Annotated in this window: 15 protein-coding genes; 7 read left to right on the top strand and 8 right to left on the bottom strand. The window is 58.5% G+C overall.

The window, feature by feature from the left end; translation table 11 throughout:
- The first annotated feature begins 34 nt into the window (after nucleotides 1-34).
- Together SFUM_RS06735 and SFUM_RS06730 are read left to right on the top strand one after the other, a co-directional pair.
- A complete protein-coding gene (locus SFUM_RS06735) occupies nucleotides 35-436 on the top strand; it encodes an RrF2 family transcriptional regulator (protein WP_011698154.1) in 402 nt (133 codons plus the stop codon).
- Nucleotides 437-653: 217 nt separating this feature from the next.
- Nucleotides 654-1,595 (top strand): universal stress protein, encoded by a 942-nt coding sequence (locus SFUM_RS06730; RefSeq protein WP_011698153.1) that lies wholly within the window; start codon nucleotides 654-656, stop codon nucleotides 1,593-1,595.
- A 122-nt stretch (nucleotides 1,596-1,717) separates the two neighbouring features.
- Here the strand turns inward: SFUM_RS06730 and SFUM_RS06725 are convergent, their stop codons facing one another.
- On the bottom strand, nucleotides 1,718-2,173 hold the full coding sequence (locus SFUM_RS06725) for a CoA-binding protein (RefSeq protein ID WP_011698152.1): 456 nt from the start codon (nucleotides 2,171-2,173) through the stop codon (nucleotides 1,718-1,720).
- 522 nt (nucleotides 2,174-2,695) lie between these two features.
- Between SFUM_RS06725 and SFUM_RS06720 the strand changes: the two genes are divergently transcribed.
- The gene (locus tag SFUM_RS06720; RefSeq protein ID WP_011698151.1) at nucleotides 2,696-4,360 is read left to right on the top strand and encodes a DNA recombination protein RmuC; all 1,665 of its coding nucleotides are present in this window, start codon (nucleotides 2,696-2,698) and stop codon (nucleotides 4,358-4,360) included.
- Between the two features lie 159 nt (nucleotides 4,361-4,519).
- Here the strand turns inward: SFUM_RS06720 and SFUM_RS06715 are convergent, their stop codons facing one another.
- Nucleotides 4,520-4,720, bottom strand: coding sequence for a hypothetical protein (locus SFUM_RS06715; RefSeq protein WP_041440075.1), 201 nt, complete (start codon nucleotides 4,718-4,720; stop codon nucleotides 4,520-4,522).
- Between the two features lie 408 nt (nucleotides 4,721-5,128).
- Between SFUM_RS06715 and SFUM_RS06710 the strand changes: the two genes are divergently transcribed.
- The 4 genes from SFUM_RS06710 to SFUM_RS06690 all read left to right on the top strand — a co-directional run bounded on the left by SFUM_RS06710 (nucleotide 5,129) and on the right by SFUM_RS06690 (nucleotide 10,826).
- Nucleotides 5,129-6,391, top strand: coding sequence for a CoB--CoM heterodisulfide reductase iron-sulfur subunit A family protein (locus SFUM_RS06710; RefSeq protein ID WP_011698150.1), 1,263 nt, complete (start codon nucleotides 5,129-5,131; stop codon nucleotides 6,389-6,391).
- Between the two features lie 5 nt (nucleotides 6,392-6,396).
- Nucleotides 6,397-8,613 carry an FAD-dependent oxidoreductase gene (locus tag SFUM_RS06705; protein ID WP_011698149.1) on the top strand — a complete coding sequence of 739 codons (2,217 nt, stop codon included), beginning with the start codon at nucleotides 6,397-6,399 and terminating at the stop codon, nucleotides 8,611-8,613.
- 146 nt (nucleotides 8,614-8,759) lie between these two features.
- Nucleotides 8,760-9,917: a 4Fe-4S dicluster domain-containing protein gene (locus tag SFUM_RS06700; RefSeq protein ID WP_011698148.1), complete on the top strand. Its 1,158-nt coding sequence runs from the start codon at nucleotides 8,760-8,762 to the stop codon at nucleotides 9,915-9,917.
- A 681-nt stretch (nucleotides 9,918-10,598) separates the two neighbouring features.
- Nucleotides 10,599-10,826, top strand: coding sequence for a transcriptional coactivator p15/PC4 family protein (locus SFUM_RS06690; protein WP_011698147.1), 228 nt, complete (start codon nucleotides 10,599-10,601; stop codon nucleotides 10,824-10,826).
- Nucleotides 10,827-11,197: 371 nt separating this feature from the next.
- Here the strand turns inward: SFUM_RS06690 and SFUM_RS06685 are convergent, their stop codons facing one another.
- The 6 genes from SFUM_RS06685 to SFUM_RS06660 form a co-directional block, all read right to left on the bottom strand.
- On the bottom strand, nucleotides 11,198-11,437 hold the full coding sequence (locus SFUM_RS06685; RefSeq protein WP_041440071.1) for a MoaD/ThiS family protein: 240 nt from the start codon (nucleotides 11,435-11,437) through the stop codon (nucleotides 11,198-11,200).
- A gap of 289 nt (nucleotides 11,438-11,726) precedes the next feature.
- On the bottom strand, nucleotides 11,727-12,005 hold the full coding sequence (minE, locus tag SFUM_RS06680; RefSeq protein WP_011698145.1) for a cell division topological specificity factor MinE: 279 nt from the start codon (nucleotides 12,003-12,005) through the stop codon (nucleotides 11,727-11,729).
- Between the two features lie 16 nt (nucleotides 12,006-12,021).
- The gene (minD, locus tag SFUM_RS06675; RefSeq protein WP_011698144.1) at nucleotides 12,022-12,813 is read right to left on the bottom strand and encodes a septum site-determining protein MinD; all 792 of its coding nucleotides are present in this window, start codon (nucleotides 12,811-12,813) and stop codon (nucleotides 12,022-12,024) included.
- Nucleotides 12,814-12,884: 71 nt separating this feature from the next.
- The gene (gene minC, locus SFUM_RS21520) at nucleotides 12,885-13,547 is read right to left on the bottom strand and encodes a septum site-determining protein MinC (RefSeq protein ID WP_011698143.1); all 663 of its coding nucleotides are present in this window, start codon (nucleotides 13,545-13,547) and stop codon (nucleotides 12,885-12,887) included.
- 295 nt (nucleotides 13,548-13,842) lie between these two features.
- A complete protein-coding gene (locus SFUM_RS06665) occupies nucleotides 13,843-14,457 on the bottom strand; it encodes a 5' nucleotidase, NT5C type (RefSeq protein ID WP_011698142.1) in 615 nt (204 codons plus the stop codon).
- The gene (locus SFUM_RS06660) at nucleotides 14,454-16,358 is read right to left on the bottom strand and encodes a bifunctional acetyl-CoA hydrolase/transferase family protein/GNAT family N-acetyltransferase (RefSeq protein ID WP_011698141.1); all 1,905 of its coding nucleotides are present in this window, start codon (nucleotides 16,356-16,358) and stop codon (nucleotides 14,454-14,456) included. Before SFUM_RS06660 ends, SFUM_RS06665 begins: the two co-directional genes overlap by 4 nt.
- Nucleotides 16,359-16,414 lie beyond the last annotated feature (56 nt).

Genomic DNA, 16,414 nt, shown 5'->3' with positions numbered 1-16,414 from the left:
ACGCAACGGCTTGAAAGGCGACCGGGGGAAAATCATGAGGCTGACATGCCGCAGTGAGTACGCTCTGCTGGCGCTGGTTTACCTGGCGCGTCACCAGGGCGAGACATTCATCCCGGTGCCGGCCATCGCGGCGGCTCAGGGCATTCCCCCCAAGTTCCTGGAACAAATCCTGTTGTCGCTCCGGCTTGCCAAGTACCTGCACAGTTCCAAGGGCAAGAACGGAGGTTTTCGACTGGCCAAACCCGCGGACACGATCACTCTTGCCGAGATCATCCGGCTTTTCGACGGCGCACTGGCCCCGACGGAGTCCGCGAGCAAGTATTTCTACGAACCCACGCCCATTGAGAAGGAAGGCAAGCTGCTGGCTCTTTTCAAGGAAGTGCGGGATTATCTTTCGGACAAAATGGAGCGCACGACCATCGCCGACGTAGCATAGCGCCTTCTTTTTTTTGGAATAGAACATGACTAAAGAAATAGGCATAATCATATAACTCAAACAAAGTGTAATGTTTTCAGGTGAACAGCCAGCAGTCAAACCGGTAGCCCTCACTCACGGCGTGAACCCTGGAACGATTGCGTGGAGCAGACCCCGGGCCGGTCTTTCCGCCGGCTTTCCGGGACTGTCTCGCCGAACACGAAAAGAGGAGAAAACAATGAGTCGGAACGGAAAGAGCATCCTGTTGGCGTTGGATGGGTCGAAGCAGGCGTTGGAAATGGTCAGGTATGCGGCGCGGTGCCTGCCGCGCGAGAATGAAATGGTGCTGTTTCATGTGATGAGCAAAGTGCCCGAACCGTTGCGCGACCTCGGATTCGATCCCGGATGGCACGGTGAGGACAAAGGCCTTGCGGAGTGGGAGAAACAGCAGGAAGAGACCATCGAGGAATTCATGGAAACCGGGCGTCGAGCTTTACTGAGCGCGGGTTTTGCATCGAGTGCGGTCAAGATCAAAGTCAGCGAGCTCAAAGAAGGCTTCGCGCGGGATATCGCCGCGGAAGCCGTGAACGGGTATGAGGCGGTCGTGCTCGGACGCAGGGGCCTGAACCCTCTCCAGAACGCTGTTTTGGGAAGCATCGCGTCCAAGCTTGCCGTCAAGCTGTGTAAAATACCCGTGTGGCTGGTGGGCGGCAGACCCGCGAGGGGAAAGGTGCTGATTGCCGTGGATCGCTCGGACAGTGCCATGCAGGCTGTGGATCACGTGGGGAAGGTGCTCGGTGGAACGGGCACTGCGATCGAGCTTGTTCACGTCGTCAGAGGACTGGACGGCACGCTGGCAGGATACCAGAAGGTCTTCATGGGTGAATACATGCAAAGGCTGACCCGGGAGGCCGAGGAGCGGATCCGGCCCACTTTCGAGGAAGCGATCGACCATTTGGAGGCCTTCGGGATTTCGGCGGGCAGAGTGACCACCAAAGTCATCAACGGAGTGAAAAGCCGTGCCGGCGCAATTCTAGAGGAAGCGGAAACCGGGGACTTCGGAACGATCGTGGCGGGCCGGAGAGGGTTGACCCGGACGGAGAATTACGACATGGGCAGAGTGATCGCCAAGCTCCTCCAAATGGCCCGGCGTCAGGCCGTCTGGATCGTGGGATGCTAGCCCGGATGAGAGACAAAGAACGGGTTGCCCCCCCGGATCGGGACCGATCGGTTTTGTCGCGCAGAGCCATGATCCGGGGGGGGGACACGCAAACGCCGCTTCCCGAGTTCCCCTACGGATCGTCAGGCGCTTGAATTGGGACGGCATCCGCCGTTGAGGCGGATGTGCGTTTCCATCATGCACTCGTCCATGACCACGACAAGGCCCGCGGATCGAGCTCTTTGCGCGGCCTTTTCGTGAAGAAGGCCGCGTTGCATCCAGACGGCATCCGCACCCACCGCAACCGCCTCATCCACGATTCCGGGGATCATCTCGACGTTCCTGAAGATGTCCACCACGTCGATGTGTTCCGGCACCGCTTTCAGATCGGGATAGCATTTCTCGCCCAGAACGTCGCGGTACTTCGGATTCACGGGAATGATCCTGTACCCGTGATCCTTCAAATATTTCGCAACCCTGTGGCTGTCTCTGTCCGCTTTGTGAGATATTCCGACGACGGCCACGGTCTTGCTTCGGCCGAGAATCAGCTTTGCTTCTTCATTCGTAACGTTGGATTTCCCATCGGGGCATTCAATCATCGGTTCAGCTCCTCTCGATAAGATAGATCACAGGTTGAAGATAGCCCCGGATTTCGCGTCGGTCAAGGAACGCCCGGTGATCGCCGCGTGTCCGGACGGCGATGATCGTGCTGGACATTCACGCCGCGTGGGTATTTAGTGAGCGCGGTGCGGCACTCATCCCGGAAACGGCCTTGAGCCCGGAGCTCACAGCAAGGCTCTGAATGATCGTCGCCGTTCCCGCGGACCTTCATGAGCCGGAGGCCGGCAACGAGCGATGGGAGCGTGTGAAGCCGGGGTGTTCTAATGGGAGGGTTCGCATCCGGGAAAGAGCCCGATCCGGGCTTCCCGCAATGAAGGATGGACGGGGGTATTCAGTGCGGGAGAGAATCGGGGTTCCTCGAGGCGTTTCCGACTCCGATTTTCACCGGCATGGCGTCGGCGCATACTCGGCGAAAGGGGAGAGCGGGTCGGCGAGCTGCGACGGCGGTCGGCGGATGAGTGAGCGGAGCGGTCGGATCACTGGAAAACGAGGGGAAGACGATGACGGACTGGATTGCGTACCTGATGCCTTACCGGGAGGTGATCCTCGGTGTTCTGGGGGGTATCGTTCTGGGCGGGCTCTGCTTTCGGCTGAGGATACAACGTGCGTATGAGAAGGTGACGGCCGAGCTGGAAATGGAGAATGCCAGGCTGGGGGAACGGCTTTCCGGCACGGAACGGCGAGTGGAGGAATTGAACGTTTTGCTCGGCAGGGCCGCGACGGAAACCGATATGCTTCGAGCCGGGCTTCAGGCCGAATCGGCGAGAAGAGCCGCCGCGGAGGAAAAGACGTCCCGCATTCCGGAGTTGGATGCGAAGCTCAAGGAGCGGGACGAGCGGCTTCGAGTGCTGGCCGACGAGCAGGTTGGATTGCGCGCGCGGCTGGCGGAAGTGGAAACGAGGCTGGGAGAGGAGCGCAAGGCGTCGCACGAGAAATTGAGCCTGCTCCATGAAGCCCAGGCGCGGCTCTCGGATGCGTTCAAAGCGCTCTCGGCGGACGCACTGAAAAGCAACAACCAGTCCTTTCTCGAGCTCGCCCGGGCGACCCTCGAGAAATTCCAGGAAGGCGCGCGCTGCGATCTCGACAGTCGCCGTCAGGCGATAGGGGAGTTGGTCGGGCCGTTGCGGGAATCGCTGGTCAAGGTGGATGAGAAGATCGCCGAAATGGAAAAGGCGCGATCCACGGCTTACGTCGGCTTGCACGAACAAATGAGAATGCTGGCCCTGACGCAGGACAGGCTCAATCGGGAGACGTCGGCCCTGGTGCAGGCGCTGAGAACGCCCACCGTGCGCGGCCGCTGGGGGGAGATACAGCTCAGAAGAGTGGTCGAGATCGCCGGGATGCTCGAGTACTGTGATTTCGTGCAGCAGGAATCGACCTGCGGGGAGCACGGGCGGCTGCGGCCCGACATGATCGTCAAGCTGCCCAATCGCAAGAACGTGGTGGTGGATTCCAAGGCGCCTCTCCAGGCCTACCTGGAAGCCTTGGAGACGCGAGAGGAATCGGCCAGGATCGAAAAGCTGAAGGAGCACGCCCGCCACATCCGCTCGCATTTGAACCAGCTCGGCGGCAAGGCCTACTGGGAACAGTTTTCTCCGGCCCCGGAATTCGCCGTGCTGTTTCTGCCGGGGGAGACGTTTTTCAGCGCGGCGCTGGAACAGGACCCGGCATTGATCGAGTACGGCGTCCAGAAGAAGGTCATCCTTGCGACACCCACCACCCTGATCGCTCTGTTGCGCGCGGTTGCCCACGGTTGGCGCCATGAACGGATCGCGGAGAACGCGATGGAAATCAGCGAATTGGGGAAGACGCTCTATGATCGAATACGCTCTTTGGCGGGGCATCTTTCCGATTTGCGCAAAGGGCTGGATCGGGCGGTGGACGCCTACAACCGAACGGTCGGGTCGGTGGAGGGGCGCGTCCTCGTCGCCGCAAGGAGATTCAAAGAGCTCGGCGCTTCCACGGGAGAAGACATCGCTGTCTTGGAAAGACTGGACAGAACGACTCGAAAAATGGGTGGAGACGCGCAGGCGGAAGGCGCCGACCCATCCGGGAGCGATCGTGCGGAAGATGAGGGGAAAGATATGGAGCGCGGCCGGGGAGAGGGTGAGGGCGGGCAACCGCCAGCGCCGGCTCGAACGGAGCTAAGTTGTCACAAACAATGAACTATGGTATAGACACACACCGGTTCTTGCAGTAATTTACAATTTTGGAGTTGCAGTGAAGAATGTTTTTGAGGGTGCGCCGGCTCCCTCGGGAGCCGGTTTTTGTTCGCGGGTGGTCCGTATCGGACCGGAGCGCTTGCGGATCTGGTCGCCCGACGGCTACTGAAGGAACCTCTCTTTGAGTTTCTCCCAGGGGGCAAAGATGGCGACGAGTGCTGCCGATATCAGGTAGAGGGCCACGAGGGAGGCCGGAAAAGTCACAAAACCGATCGCATAGAAGGGGAACAGTGCCGCAAGCGAGAGTATGAATTTGACTCCCATCTCAGTCCATTTGCCTTTTTGATCCTGTCTATCGTTCATTGACCCGCTCCATTCCTTTTTCATGTTGACAATTGTGCCTTGTTTACCTGGTGAAGACGGACGAAAAGCGTGGTTTAGGCTTTGCCGGAGCCTGTAAATTTAAGGCAAGACACCCGTCTTGGCAAGGGAAATGGGCCGTGCGTAGTGAGCATCTTTTCACAACCGCGGGTAAAGGGTTGACGTTTTGCAGATAAATCATATAAGAAGCGCGTTGAAATCTCAGATTCCGTCATTTTTCGGTCATTTGACTGTATGGAATGTCCGCCTTGTGCATGGATGCGCGCGGGAAGCCGGTCTTATCGGCGCAAGTTCTGCACCAAATCCACCCAAATCGTGATCTTCGGAGATTGCACCCGAACGCTGGTGGGGGTTCTCGATATTTTTTCAATCAGCCTAGGAGGATGAAGAATGGCAAACGCAGTAACACAGAGTATTCTGGTGGTCGGAGGCGGCATGAGCGGGCTCACCGCCGCCATCGAAGCAGCAGAAGCGGGGCACGAAGTCTACCTCGTGGAGAAAAATCCGTATCTGGGAGGCCGAGTGGCTCAGCTTCATCAGTATTTCCCCAAATTGTGTCCCCCCTACTGTGGTCTGGAGATCAACTTTCGCCGGATCAAGAACAATCCCAGAGTCCGCGTCCTGACGCTTGCCGAGGTCGAGAGAGTGTCCGGCCAGGAAGGCAACTGGGACGTGTCCGTGAAGATCAACCCCCGTTACGTCAACGAGAACTGCACCGCGTGCGGCAAGTGTGCCGAAGCCTGCGCCATGGAAATCGAGAACGCCTTCAACTACGGCATGGACAAGATCAAGGCCGCGTACCTCCCCCACGACATGGCCTTCCCCATGCGTTTCGTTCTCGACCCCGCACTCGTCAAGAGCGGCGAGGCACAGAAGGTGCAAGAGGCATGTGCCTACAATGCCATCGAGCTGGACATGCAGGCGAAATCGCTGAACCTGACCGTCGGTTCCATCATCTGGGCCACGGGTTGGCAGCCTTACGACGCGACCAGGCTGGACACGCTCGGCTTCGGGAAGTACCCCAACGTCATCACCAATGTGATGATGGAACGGCTGGCTTCCTTCGGCGGGCCCACCCAGGGCAAAATCGTTCGGCCTTCGGACGGGAAGGAACCTCAGACCATCGCTTTCGTTCAGTGCGCCGGCTCGCGGGATGAAAACCACCTCCCGTTCTGCTCCTCCATCTGCTGCATGGCCTCCATGAAGCAGGCCACTTACATTCGGGAGCAGTATCCGGACGCCAAAGTCTACATCTTCTTTATCGACATCCGGGCGACGGACAGGCTTGAAGATTTCTACAGGAAGGTCAAGGAAGACCAGAATGTGGTTTTCTTCAAGGGTAAAGTGGCCAAGATCGAAGAAGACGGCGCCACAAAGAATCTGACGCTGCGTGTCGAGGACACCACGGCCGGGTCGTTGCATGAAATCACCGTTGACATGGCGGTGCTGGCGACGGGCATGCAGCCGACCACTTCGGTGGCCGGCGCGCCGAACGGCATTCCCTTGGGCGACTACGGTTTTGTCGGTTCCGAAGGCGGGAAGCCGGGGATTATCGGCGCCGGTTGCACGAGGACGCCCGCGGGTGTTTCCGAATCGGTTCAAGATGGAACGGCAGCAGCACTCAAAGCCATCCAGTCCATTGCCAGGAGGTAGACTCAATGGAGAAGAAGGTAGCAGTTTACATTTGTTCGGGATGTGGCATCGGCGATGCCCTCGACATAGAGCAACTGAGCAGCGTTGCCACATCGGATTGCAAAGCCCCGATCTGCAAGACCCACCCCAACCTCTGCAACCCGGACGGGGTGAAGCTCATTCAAGACGACATTGCCAACGAAGGGGTGAATTCGATCGTCATCGCCGCCTGTTCGCTGCGGGTGATGTACGACGTGTTCAACTTCCAGGGCGTGGTGCTGGATCGGGCCAACATTCGAGAGCAGGTGGTCTGGTCGCATCCGGCCAACGATGAAGATACTCAGATGATGGCCGAGGACTACGTTCGCATGAGCGTCACGCGTGTGAACAAGTCGGAATTGCCCGATCCTTACAAGCCGGAACAGGAAATGTCCAAGGACATCCTGGTGGTGGGCGGCGGCGTGACGGGTATGACCGCTGCCGTGGAGGCGGCCGGGGCCGGCTACTCGGTGATCCTGGTCGAGAAGGAGGCCGAACTCGGCGGCTTCCAGAAGAAAGTCACCCACAAAGTGACCTTTCCCTACAAGGAGATCACGGCCAACGACGTCGACCGACTGATCGCAGATGTGAAGAAAAACGACAAGATCAAGACCTATACCGGTGCCAAGGTCGAGAAGCTGGTGGGCGGGCCCTGCGTGTTCACCGCGTCGATCAAGCAGAACGGGTCCGTTGCGGAGCATCCCATCGGCTCGGTGATCCTTGCGGCCGGCTGGCAGCCCTATGATCCGGCCAATCTGGACAAGAAGCTCGGGTTCGGGGCTTCCCCCAACGTCGTCACCAACGTAATGTTCGAAGAGCTGAGCCAGTCGGGTCAAATCGGGCGTCCGAGCGACGGCCGGGCGGTGAGAAACGTTGCCTTCCTGCAGTGCGCCGGGCAGCGTGACCCCCAACACCTGCCCTACTGTTCGTCGGTCTGCTGCTTCACCGCGCTCAAGCAGGCGATCCAGGTGAAGCAGAAGAACCCCGGCTCCAACGTTTTCGTGGTGTACAAGGAAATGCGCACTCCCGGTCAGGGGGAGGATTTCTACCGGAAAGCCCAGCAGGAAGGCGTGATTTTCGTCCGCTGCCAGGATCCCGAAGTCAAGGTGAGCGGCAGGGAGCTCATGGTGGAAGCTCACGATGAGTTGCTGGGCGAGAAGATCGTCCTGGGCGACCTGGACATGGTGATTCTGGCCACCGGCATGGTTCCCGTAACGGCATTCGGGGAAGATTTCAAGGCGAAGGAGAAGAAGGAGGGGGAGGAGGAGAAGAGCGATGTGCCGGCCGACGCCATCCTCGTTTCCGACGTACTCAACCTGGAATACCGCCAGGGGCCTGAGCTTCCCGGCCTGCAATACGGTTTCCCCGATTCTCATTTCATCTGCTTTCCTTATGAAAGCCGCCGCACGGGCATCTATGCCGCGGGTCCGGTGCGACGCCCGATGGGCACTGCCGGCGCCGTTGAAGATGCCGCGGGCGCCGTGATGAAGGCGATTCAGTGCGTGGAGCTGACGAGCCAGGGCATGGCCGTGCATCCCAGGGTGGGGGACTTGAGCTATCCCGAATTCTTCATGCAGCGTTGCACCCAGTGCAAGCGATGCACCGAGGAATGTCCCTTCGGGGCGATCAACGAGGATGAGAAAGGCAACCCGCTGCCCCAGCCCACCCGCTGCCGCCGGTGCAGTGTGTGCATGGGCGCCTGCCCCGAGCGTATCATCTCCTTCAAGAACTACTCGGTGGCAATGATCGGCGACATAATCAAGTCCATCAACGTTCCGGACGAGTACGAGGAGAAGCCCCGCATTCTCGTTTTGTGTTGCGAAAACGACGCCTACCCCGCACTCGACATGGTCGGCCTGCGCCGCATGAACTACAATGCGTGGGTGCGCGTCATCCCCGTGCGCTGCCTCGGTTCTCTGAACCTCGTGTGGGTGGCCGATACGCTTTCGAAGGGCATCGACGGCGTGCTTCTGCTCGGATGCCGTCACGGCGACAACTATCAGTGCCATTTCGTGAAAGGCAGCGAGCTGGCCAATATCCGTTTGAGCAAGGTCAAGGAGACGCTGGATCGATTGGTTTTGGAGTCCGACCGCGTTCGTTTTGAAACCGTTGCCATCACCGACTACGACAAGCTCCCCGCTCTACTGGACGAATACGCTGAAAGACTCGTCGAGGTTGGTCCCAACCCGTACAAGGGCTATTAACGGTCTGTCGTGTTCGTCCGGGCATCGCCGGACGCCGCAGAATTGAGAGTGCGGAGCCGGAGGCCGGAACCGGGCTTCCGGCTCCTGCCTCCGTCCGGCAATGCTTCGAACATATTCACACAGTGAAATGCCAGGAGGTGAAAGGCATGAGCAATCGAGTTGACCCCAACTTGATGAAAGATCTGGAGGCCTTCGGACTGAAGGATGCCGCCAAGTGTTATAATTGCGGAACCTGTACGGCGGTGTGTCCGCTATCGACGCCGGACAATCCTTTTCCGAGGAAAATGGTCAGGTATGCGCAACTTGGGCAGAAGGACAAGATCCTCGCGTCCCCGGAACCCTGGCTCTGCTACTACTGCGGCGACTGCTCCACTCGATGCCCGCGAGGCGCCGAACCGGGCGAAACAATGATGGTCATGCGCCGTTATCTCACTTCCCTGTACGACTGGACGGGGTTCGCTCGCAAGTTCTACACTTCCGAGAAATTCGAAATCATGGCGGTCTCCATCGTCGGATTGCTGGTCGGAATCGGCCTTCTGATTTTCAACACGGGCAAGCCCAACTGGGAACATGCCTACCTCAATTCCTTGTGGCCGGCGCACAGTATCGAAATCGCAGACCTTGTCATGGCCGCGATCTTGTCGTTCCTGCTTCTGAGCAACGTCTTCCGATGCTTCAAAGCCGTAATGGGGGATCTGGCGTTCAAGATTCCCCTGAAGATGTACGCCGGCGAGGTCAAGGAGCTCTTGATTCACACCTTGACCCAGAAACGCTTCGGGCTTTGCACGGATAAGAAACAGTGGTTCGTGCACCTGATGATCATGACCGGGTATGCTTCGGTGTTCCTGCTGGTTGTCGTCTTCATTCGGTGGTTCCAGCGGGATGCGGAAATCTACCCGATCTGGCATCCCATCAGGCTCGTGGGATACTACTCGACCTTTGCCATCATGTACGGCACGACCTACGCCATCATCGGCCGTTTGAAAAAGAGCAAGCCCCCGTACAAGAATTCCCATGGAACCGACTGGATGTTCCTGATTCTTTTGCAGCTGACCACAATGACCGGTATCTTCATCCACTTCACCCGCCTCCTCGACTGGCCCTTGCCCACCTACGCCCTCTACATCATCCACATGATGGTGGCCATCCCGATGCTGGTCCTGGAAGTGCCGTTCGCCAAATGGGCGCACCTTGCCTACAGGCCCGTGGTGCTCTTCCTGCTGAAAGTGAAGGAAAAATACCTGGCGGCGGAACCGGTTGCGGCCCCCGCTCTTGCCGTGGACAAGGCGGCAGTGGCGGAATAACCGTTGGGAAGGCGTCCGGGCGCCTGAATGAAGAGTATTGGCCCACGAGAGTTGATGACCGGCTTTCGTGGGCTTTTTCGCTTCATCGGGTCCTTTCCCCTGAGGGCGGGTTCCGTTCAGGATCGTGAAGCAAACGCCCGGCAGGAAACGACGCGGTCGTGGGCGGCCGTCTGTTGACCCGGTCAATAACGGTTCGCGCTCGACACGTTGGCCGGGAGCGCACAACGTCGCCCCGGTGATTGCATGAGGAGGGGCGGGTCTGTCCCTACCCCCTCACGTGCCGTCGGCACCGCATGTGGCGATCATGCGCCGCCTCGGCCCGGTGTCGGAGCCCACAGTATGAGCGCACCGCCGATTTTCTCCTTGTCAAGTTAAAGGAGAGTAATTTAATGTGCCACTTTCGGGCGGTCCGATGAACGAGCTTTAATTGATCCTTTGGTCTTGAAGTTTCGACTTGAAGGTCAGACACACAATTCCTCCATCCGTCAAAAGGATCGGATTTCTTTTTCCTCTCCCGTCCCCTTCCCAGGAAGGGGGCGGGAGAACTCTTCTTCCTTCTCGGGATGATTCAAGCCGGCGGTGCGGCGGCATTCCCGAACGGAATCTTTCACTGGATGGATTCTCTGTGCCCGAAGCTGCTTTTGGAACCCGATTTCCAGAGTCTTAAGCAAGGATGCGATCATGGCGAAAGAAGCGAAGACGGTCTACTCGTTCCCCAAGAATCCCCTCGAGGAGGTTCGCGCCTCCCTGACGGTCTTCAAAGGCAAGGACTACGTAGACCTGAGGATTTATTACAAGGGAGACGACGGCGAATACCATCCTTCCAAGAAAGGCCTGACGCTTTCCCTGGACCTGTTCTCGGAGCTCGAGGAGAGCGTGCGCAAACTCGCAGAGGCCATAGGCGAGTGACCCCGCGTCCTCGCCCGCAGGGGGAAGGCCGTGCTTTCGGCTTCGTTGAAATGAAGAAGAGGGCGGTAGGATCGTTTTGAAGCAGTTCGGGAGCAACCCGGGCTCCAGTCTTGATCGGGGGTGGACGTTCTTGCCCTTCCCGGGCTGTTCACGTTTCAGCGTCCTTCGATGAGATTCCGACGGGTTGCTTTTGTTTGGCGCGAATCGCGGGACGCATTGAAGCACGGAGTGTCGTGGAAAAGGGTGTCTCCCCGTGGCGGCAATCGGGAAGGATCGCCTTCGCCCGGCAAGCCGAACAAACCGGGGATCGAGCGGCATCCGTTTCATGACTGCCGGGAGGGGTGTCGAGCTCGGCCGCCCGGGTGTGTGAATCAGCCGCCGCCGACCGGCGGAAACAGGGCCACCCGTTCGTCGCCTTCGAGAACGGTGTCCCAGTTCGAGCCGATGCCGTTCACAAGGATCAGTTTCACCTCATCCTCGGGTACACCGAACGCTTTTGCCACATCCCGCACGCAGGAACCCCGACGAATTTCCAGGGCACATCCGACGGCACCGTCATATCCGGGAACGTACCTGCGCAACGTTGCGGCAAGAAAGACTCTGAGGGCCATGCTGGAGTCTCGGTTCGTCGTGCGGCCGTGCCGGAGCTGCAATGACGCGCGGTATCCCGGTTTGCGGCAACACGCTGATCATTCTTCGGTTTCTTCGCGCGACGGCGAGGGAACCGATTCGGGAAAATCCCCCGTATTGTGCGTCACAACCCATTAGAGGCGCCTTCGTCTTCGTCCCGGTGCCTGTCAAAACGGCCTGAGGAACCATGTCCTCCCTGGGGGAAGCGCCTCATTGCCGGCAGCCTTGCCGGGTTCATCTTCCGGAAGACCTTCAAAATCGGGCGTTCAACTAGGATCGAATGTCAGGGGCGGCCTTCCGGTAGACGCGCTTTATTTGGATGTTTGAAACGAGAGCCATATATTCCTTGCCCTGCTCGAGGTCCACCCGGATGCTCCGGCTGTCGATTTCCATGTACCTCGAAATCACCGCCAGGATATCATTGCGCAGTGCTTCCATGATATCGGGTGTCAGGTCCATCCGGTCGTGCATGAGAACCACCTGCATGCGTCGGCGGGCGACCTGACCGCTAGCCTTTTCCCCAAAGAACCTCCGGATTGCTTTCAGCATCAGATAATCCTCCCGTCTAGCTCCAGATGAATCGCTTCATGCGGGAAATGAAACCGTTTCCATTCTCTTCCTCGATGGGAATCTGCTCCCCATTGAGTCGAGCCGCGATTTTCTGGAAAGCAATTCCGGCCCTGCTCCCCCGATCATGTACCAGCGGCACGCCGCGGTTGGTGGAAATCACCACCTCCTCGCTTTCCGGAACCACCCCCAGCAGCGGCACCGCGAGGAGACTCACGATATCGGCTGTCGACATCATGTCGCCTTTTTTGACCATGCGTTGATTCAACCGGTTGACGATCAGGTGAATGTCCCGGAGAAGTCCCGCCTCGAGCAGCCCGATGACGCGGTCGGCATCCCGAATGGCCGAGACCTCCGGCGTGGTGACGATCAAAGCCGTCTGAGCCCCCGCCACGGCATTTCGGAACCCCTGTTCGATACCCGCGGGACAGTCGATGAGAACGTAGTCGAATTCCTCGGCCAGTTCAGCGCACAGGCTCTTCATCTGCTCCGGTTGCACCGCGTTCTTTTCGCGCGTCTGTGCCGCCGGGATGATGTAGAGATTGGCCAGTTTGCGGTCGCGGATCATCGCCTGCTGCTTGCGGCATTTTCCCTCGATGATGTCCACCAGATTGTAGACGATGCGATTCTCGAGTCCCATGACGACGTCCAGGTTGCGCAACCCGATGTCCGCATCGATCATGACGACGCTGTGTTTCTTCTTCGCCAGCGTCGTTCCTATATTGGCAACGGTAGTTGTCTTGCCGACGCCGCCTTTGCCGGAGGTCACGACAATCACTTTTCCAGCCATGATTTGTCCCATCCGTTATTGAAGTTAACAGAAAAGAATCTCGAATCGTCCCGTGTGAGCGGCGCGAACGCCTACATCGTGCTCACTGCGATCTGGTTCTCGCGAATCTCGGCGATCTCGTATCTCTTGGGAACCGGCTTGTTCCCACGGGGCGGGACGGCGACGAGGTCCGCAATACGGAGCTGATTCGGTTCGATGCTCAGCGCCCAGATCCGCGCGGAACGGTCCCCCGTGGCCCCGGCATGGGCCAATCCCCTGAGGTTGCCGAACACGATGATGTCACCGGCGGCGATGATTTCAGCTCCCGGGTTCACGTCTCCCAGGACCACGCAATCCGTGGCTGATACCACTCGGGCCCCCGATCGACAGGTATTGCGCACGATGACCGGTTCCACGTCTTTCGGCACCGACCGCCGTTTCGCCGGGGCCGCCTCTTTGGCCGCACGGCTTCTGTCCAGCGAAAACCGGACCTCATCGCTCAATCGCACTTCAACCAGTTTCAGTTTCGAGCTTTTCGTCAGCAAATCGCAGAGCGCCGCGATTTCATCGGTGCGCAACGGCCTCGACCGAAGATCCAGGGATATTTCGGACTGACCGAAAAAGTCCTGGGATTCCGACATCCGCTGCGTCATGTATTCCAGAATGGACTCGAAAGGAGCCGTCTGGTGAATCACGAGGGTAAAACCTTCGCGACCGGCTTTCACCTGTATGGGAAGAGATTCATTCTTACTCATGAAATTCGATCAATCCAGCGGTTTTCGGTCCCGGTTCCTGTCGGGATCAAAACGCCCGACATGTGCGAAATGCCCCAATATGCCGTCGTGAGAGTCGGTCCGGGTTCAGTGCCCCAATTTCTTCAATCTTTTAATTTTATCTTCTCCGAGTGGTCTTTGCGAGATCAAAATGCTCGAAGGAACTCGTCCGGTTTGACAAGGAGACCTCACGGGGTGTAATCGATCAACCCAACGATTACACTGGAAAATTTTCAACCGAATGCACAGGGCCGGTTTCTCCTGAAGACATTGCACTCTACAACAGTTCTCCGTTCCGGGGCAAGACCCATTGCCGCAACTGCGACCAGTTCCTGACGCGGGGGAACTCGTCGTCCAGGAAAGTTCGGTTCCAGGGCTGGTCAAAAACGAGGGGTTGAATGCCTTCATTGGCCAGCATTCTGCAAGTTTCAAGGCGATCTTCCACAAAGCACCGTACGCCGAGATCCTTGAGAACTTTCAGCTTGGCTTCGGGGGTGCCGGTGGCGACAACCTTTATATCGTTGGCGCTCACTTCGGAAAGGGTCATGTGGAGCCAGCGGATGATGCTTTCCGGCCAGATCCGCGCGGTGACGAACCGCAGGGGTCCATGCCTGGACAATTCGGTCAGGACCTCGGGCGCGTCGCTCACGGGAGGAATCTGGAGCGTGTGTTCGTCATCGAGGGTGAGGCAAATCAGGTCGTCGATGACTTCCTTTTCGAGATCGAGGCACTGATACAGGTTGTAACACCCGAGATGTTCCTTGGTGAGATAGGTCAGCCCGTAACGGCCGTGAGCGAGCCGCACGAAGACCTCCATCGTGTCGGCGACAACCCCGTCGATATCGAAGGCGAGTTCGGACGGTGAAAAGCGGATTTCAGAATGGCCGGTCATGGTGGGCAATCCACCGGGCAGGTCGAGGCCGGTTCGTCGAAACGGAACGAAATCTCGTAGACCCCGTCTTCCAGGGTGGTATGAATGAAATAGCCGACTTTGTGGAATACCGAAAGCATCTTCCGGTTGGCGGCCAGAACGTAGGCCGTGAATCCCGTGATCCCCTTGCTCCCGGCGATTTCACAAAGATAGTGGAGCAGGAAGGTCCCGATTCCGATACGCTGCCATTCGGCCGCCACCGCAAAGTCCACTTCGGCGATGTTGGTCTTCTGATCCAGGATGTACCGGCCGAGGCCGATGATGGTTTCACTGCCGATCTCGCCGGTGACGCCCACAATGGCCATCTCGTGTTCGTAGTCGATGTTGCACATGCCCTGCGTGTTCCGATGAGGGAACACTTTCATGGCGGAAAGGAAGCGGTAGTAAATGTCCTGGTCGGGAAGGGAATAGAAGAATTCCTGCACGCCTCTTTCGTCGGTGGGCTTGATGGGCCGGAAGAAGATGTTCCTGTCTCCGGGAAAAAGCCGATGCGTTTCCCACTGGCCCGGATACAGCGGTTCGTAGATCGGAGGCAGGATCTGGTCGTCATAAACGTACCGGAGTCGTTTCGCTTCCCCGAGCAGGCGTTCCCTGAACTTCGGGTGGGCAATATTGATAAGGGCCAGGGCACGCTCGCGAATGGTCTTTCCATGCAGATAGGCGATGCCGAACTCGGTGACCACGTACCGCACCATGCTCCGGGAACTCACTACTCCGGCGCCGCTTGCCAGATGGCTGACTATGCGCGATCGGCGGCCGTCCGTGCTGGTGGACGGCAGCACGATGATGCTCTTGCCGTGACGGGCGGTTGCAGCACCGTGCGTGAAGTCCACGAAACCGCCGATCCCGCTGTGGATGGTGTGACCGATGGAATCCGAGCAGACCTGCCCGCTGAGGTCGATTTCCAGGGCGGAATTGATGGCGACCATCTGATCGTGTCGGCTGATCAGCCTGCGGTCGTTGACGTACTCGATGGGGTAGATCTCGACCTCGGGGTTGTTGTGAACGAAACTGTAGAGATCCGCGCTGCCCGTACACGCGCTGGTCACAATCCGGCCCGGGTGCACCTCTTTTCTCAGACCGGTGATGACGCCCTTCTTGACCAGATGCAGATGCGCGTCCGTGAGAATTTCGGTATGGACTCCCAGGTCCTTCTTGTCCTCCAGGTAGGTGAGCACGGAATTGACGATCCGGCCGACACCGACCTGGAGGGTGGAGCCGTCCTCGACGAGCAGCGAGACGTACTTGGCGATCCGCTCCGTGATGGCGCTGCGCTCTCGAAAAACCACCTCGATCAGAGGTTCTTCGTACTCCACGAAGTGGTCGATCTGGGAAACGTGCAGGAAGGAATCGCCCAAAACCCGCGGCATTCTCGGATTGACCTGGGCGATGACGATCTTGGCCGCATCCGCGGCCGACTTCGTTATCTCGACGGCGATGCCCAGCGAGCAGAAGCCGTGTTCATCGGGCGGCGATACCTGTATCAGGCATATGTCGACCGCCCACAGGTTGTCTTCGCGGATCAAGCCGGGAATGGCCGAAAAATAGGTTGGAATATAGTCGGCAAAGCCCTCGTTCACCGCTTTGCGCACGCGGGGCCCGACGAAGAAAGTCTTCAGGCGGCAGTGATCCTTCAACTCACTCCAGTCTTCCGGCAGTTCCCCCACCGACAGATTTTGCACCAGTTCCAGGTCCCGGTAACGCGGGAGCAGCTCCACAAGAGCACGGACGAGATGCTGCGGCTCACCGCAGGCGGATGCGATGAATATCCGGTTGCCGTCTTTGATCGCCGCTTCGAGTGTGGACTTCGCGGTGTCGAGGCGTTCGCGGTAGTGAGTCTTCCAGTGCTCGTCGAAAACCATGATGTCGGGGACCTCGCCTTGAGACTCCTAATGTTTACTCGAAATCGCGAGTGAAG

Origin of the sequence: Syntrophobacter fumaroxidans MPOB (genome assembly GCF_000014965.1) — a bacterium.
GTDB lineage: Bacteria > Desulfobacterota > Syntrophobacteria > Syntrophobacterales > Syntrophobacteraceae > Syntrophobacter > Syntrophobacter fumaroxidans.
Note: the sequence above shows the minus strand (reverse complement) of the source record. Positions and strands in the feature narration are given on the sequence as shown.

Coding starts and splice junctions, on each gene's coding strand:
- SFUM_RS06715 (WP_041440075.1), bottom strand. CDS start 4,720: ATGAACGATAGACAGGATCAAAAAGGCAAATGGACTGAGATGGGAGTC.
- SFUM_RS06725 (WP_011698152.1), bottom strand. CDS start 2,173: ATGATTGAATGCCCCGATGGGAAATCCAACGTTACGAATGAAGAAGCA.
- SFUM_RS06665 (WP_011698142.1), bottom strand. CDS start 14,457: ATGACCGGCCATTCTGAAATCCGCTTTTCACCGTCCGAACTCGCCTTC.
- SFUM_RS06690 (WP_011698147.1), top strand. CDS start 10,599: ATGGCGAAAGAAGCGAAGACGGTCTACTCGTTCCCCAAGAATCCCCTC.
- SFUM_RS06720 (WP_011698151.1), top strand. CDS start 2,696: ATGACGGACTGGATTGCGTACCTGATGCCTTACCGGGAGGTGATCCTC.
- SFUM_RS06685 (WP_041440071.1), bottom strand. CDS start 11,437: ATGGCCCTCAGAGTCTTTCTTGCCGCAACGTTGCGCAGGTACGTTCCC.
- SFUM_RS06660 (WP_011698141.1), bottom strand. CDS start 16,358: ATGGTTTTCGACGAGCACTGGAAGACTCACTACCGCGAACGCCTCGAC.
- minC (WP_011698143.1), bottom strand. CDS start 13,547: ATGAGTAAGAATGAATCTCTTCCCATACAGGTGAAAGCCGGTCGCGAA.
- minE (WP_011698145.1), bottom strand. CDS start 12,005: ATGCTGAAAGCAATCCGGAGGTTCTTTGGGGAAAAGGCTAGCGGTCAG.
- SFUM_RS06730 (WP_011698153.1), top strand. CDS start 654: ATGAGTCGGAACGGAAAGAGCATCCTGTTGGCGTTGGATGGGTCGAAG.
- SFUM_RS06735 (WP_011698154.1), top strand. CDS start 35: ATGAGGCTGACATGCCGCAGTGAGTACGCTCTGCTGGCGCTGGTTTAC.
- SFUM_RS06700 (WP_011698148.1), top strand. CDS start 8,760: ATGAGCAATCGAGTTGACCCCAACTTGATGAAAGATCTGGAGGCCTTC.
- SFUM_RS06710 (WP_011698150.1), top strand. CDS start 5,129: ATGGCAAACGCAGTAACACAGAGTATTCTGGTGGTCGGAGGCGGCATG.
- SFUM_RS06705 (WP_011698149.1), top strand. CDS start 6,397: ATGGAGAAGAAGGTAGCAGTTTACATTTGTTCGGGATGTGGCATCGGC.
- minD (WP_011698144.1), bottom strand. CDS start 12,813: ATGGCTGGAAAAGTGATTGTCGTGACCTCCGGCAAAGGCGGCGTCGGC.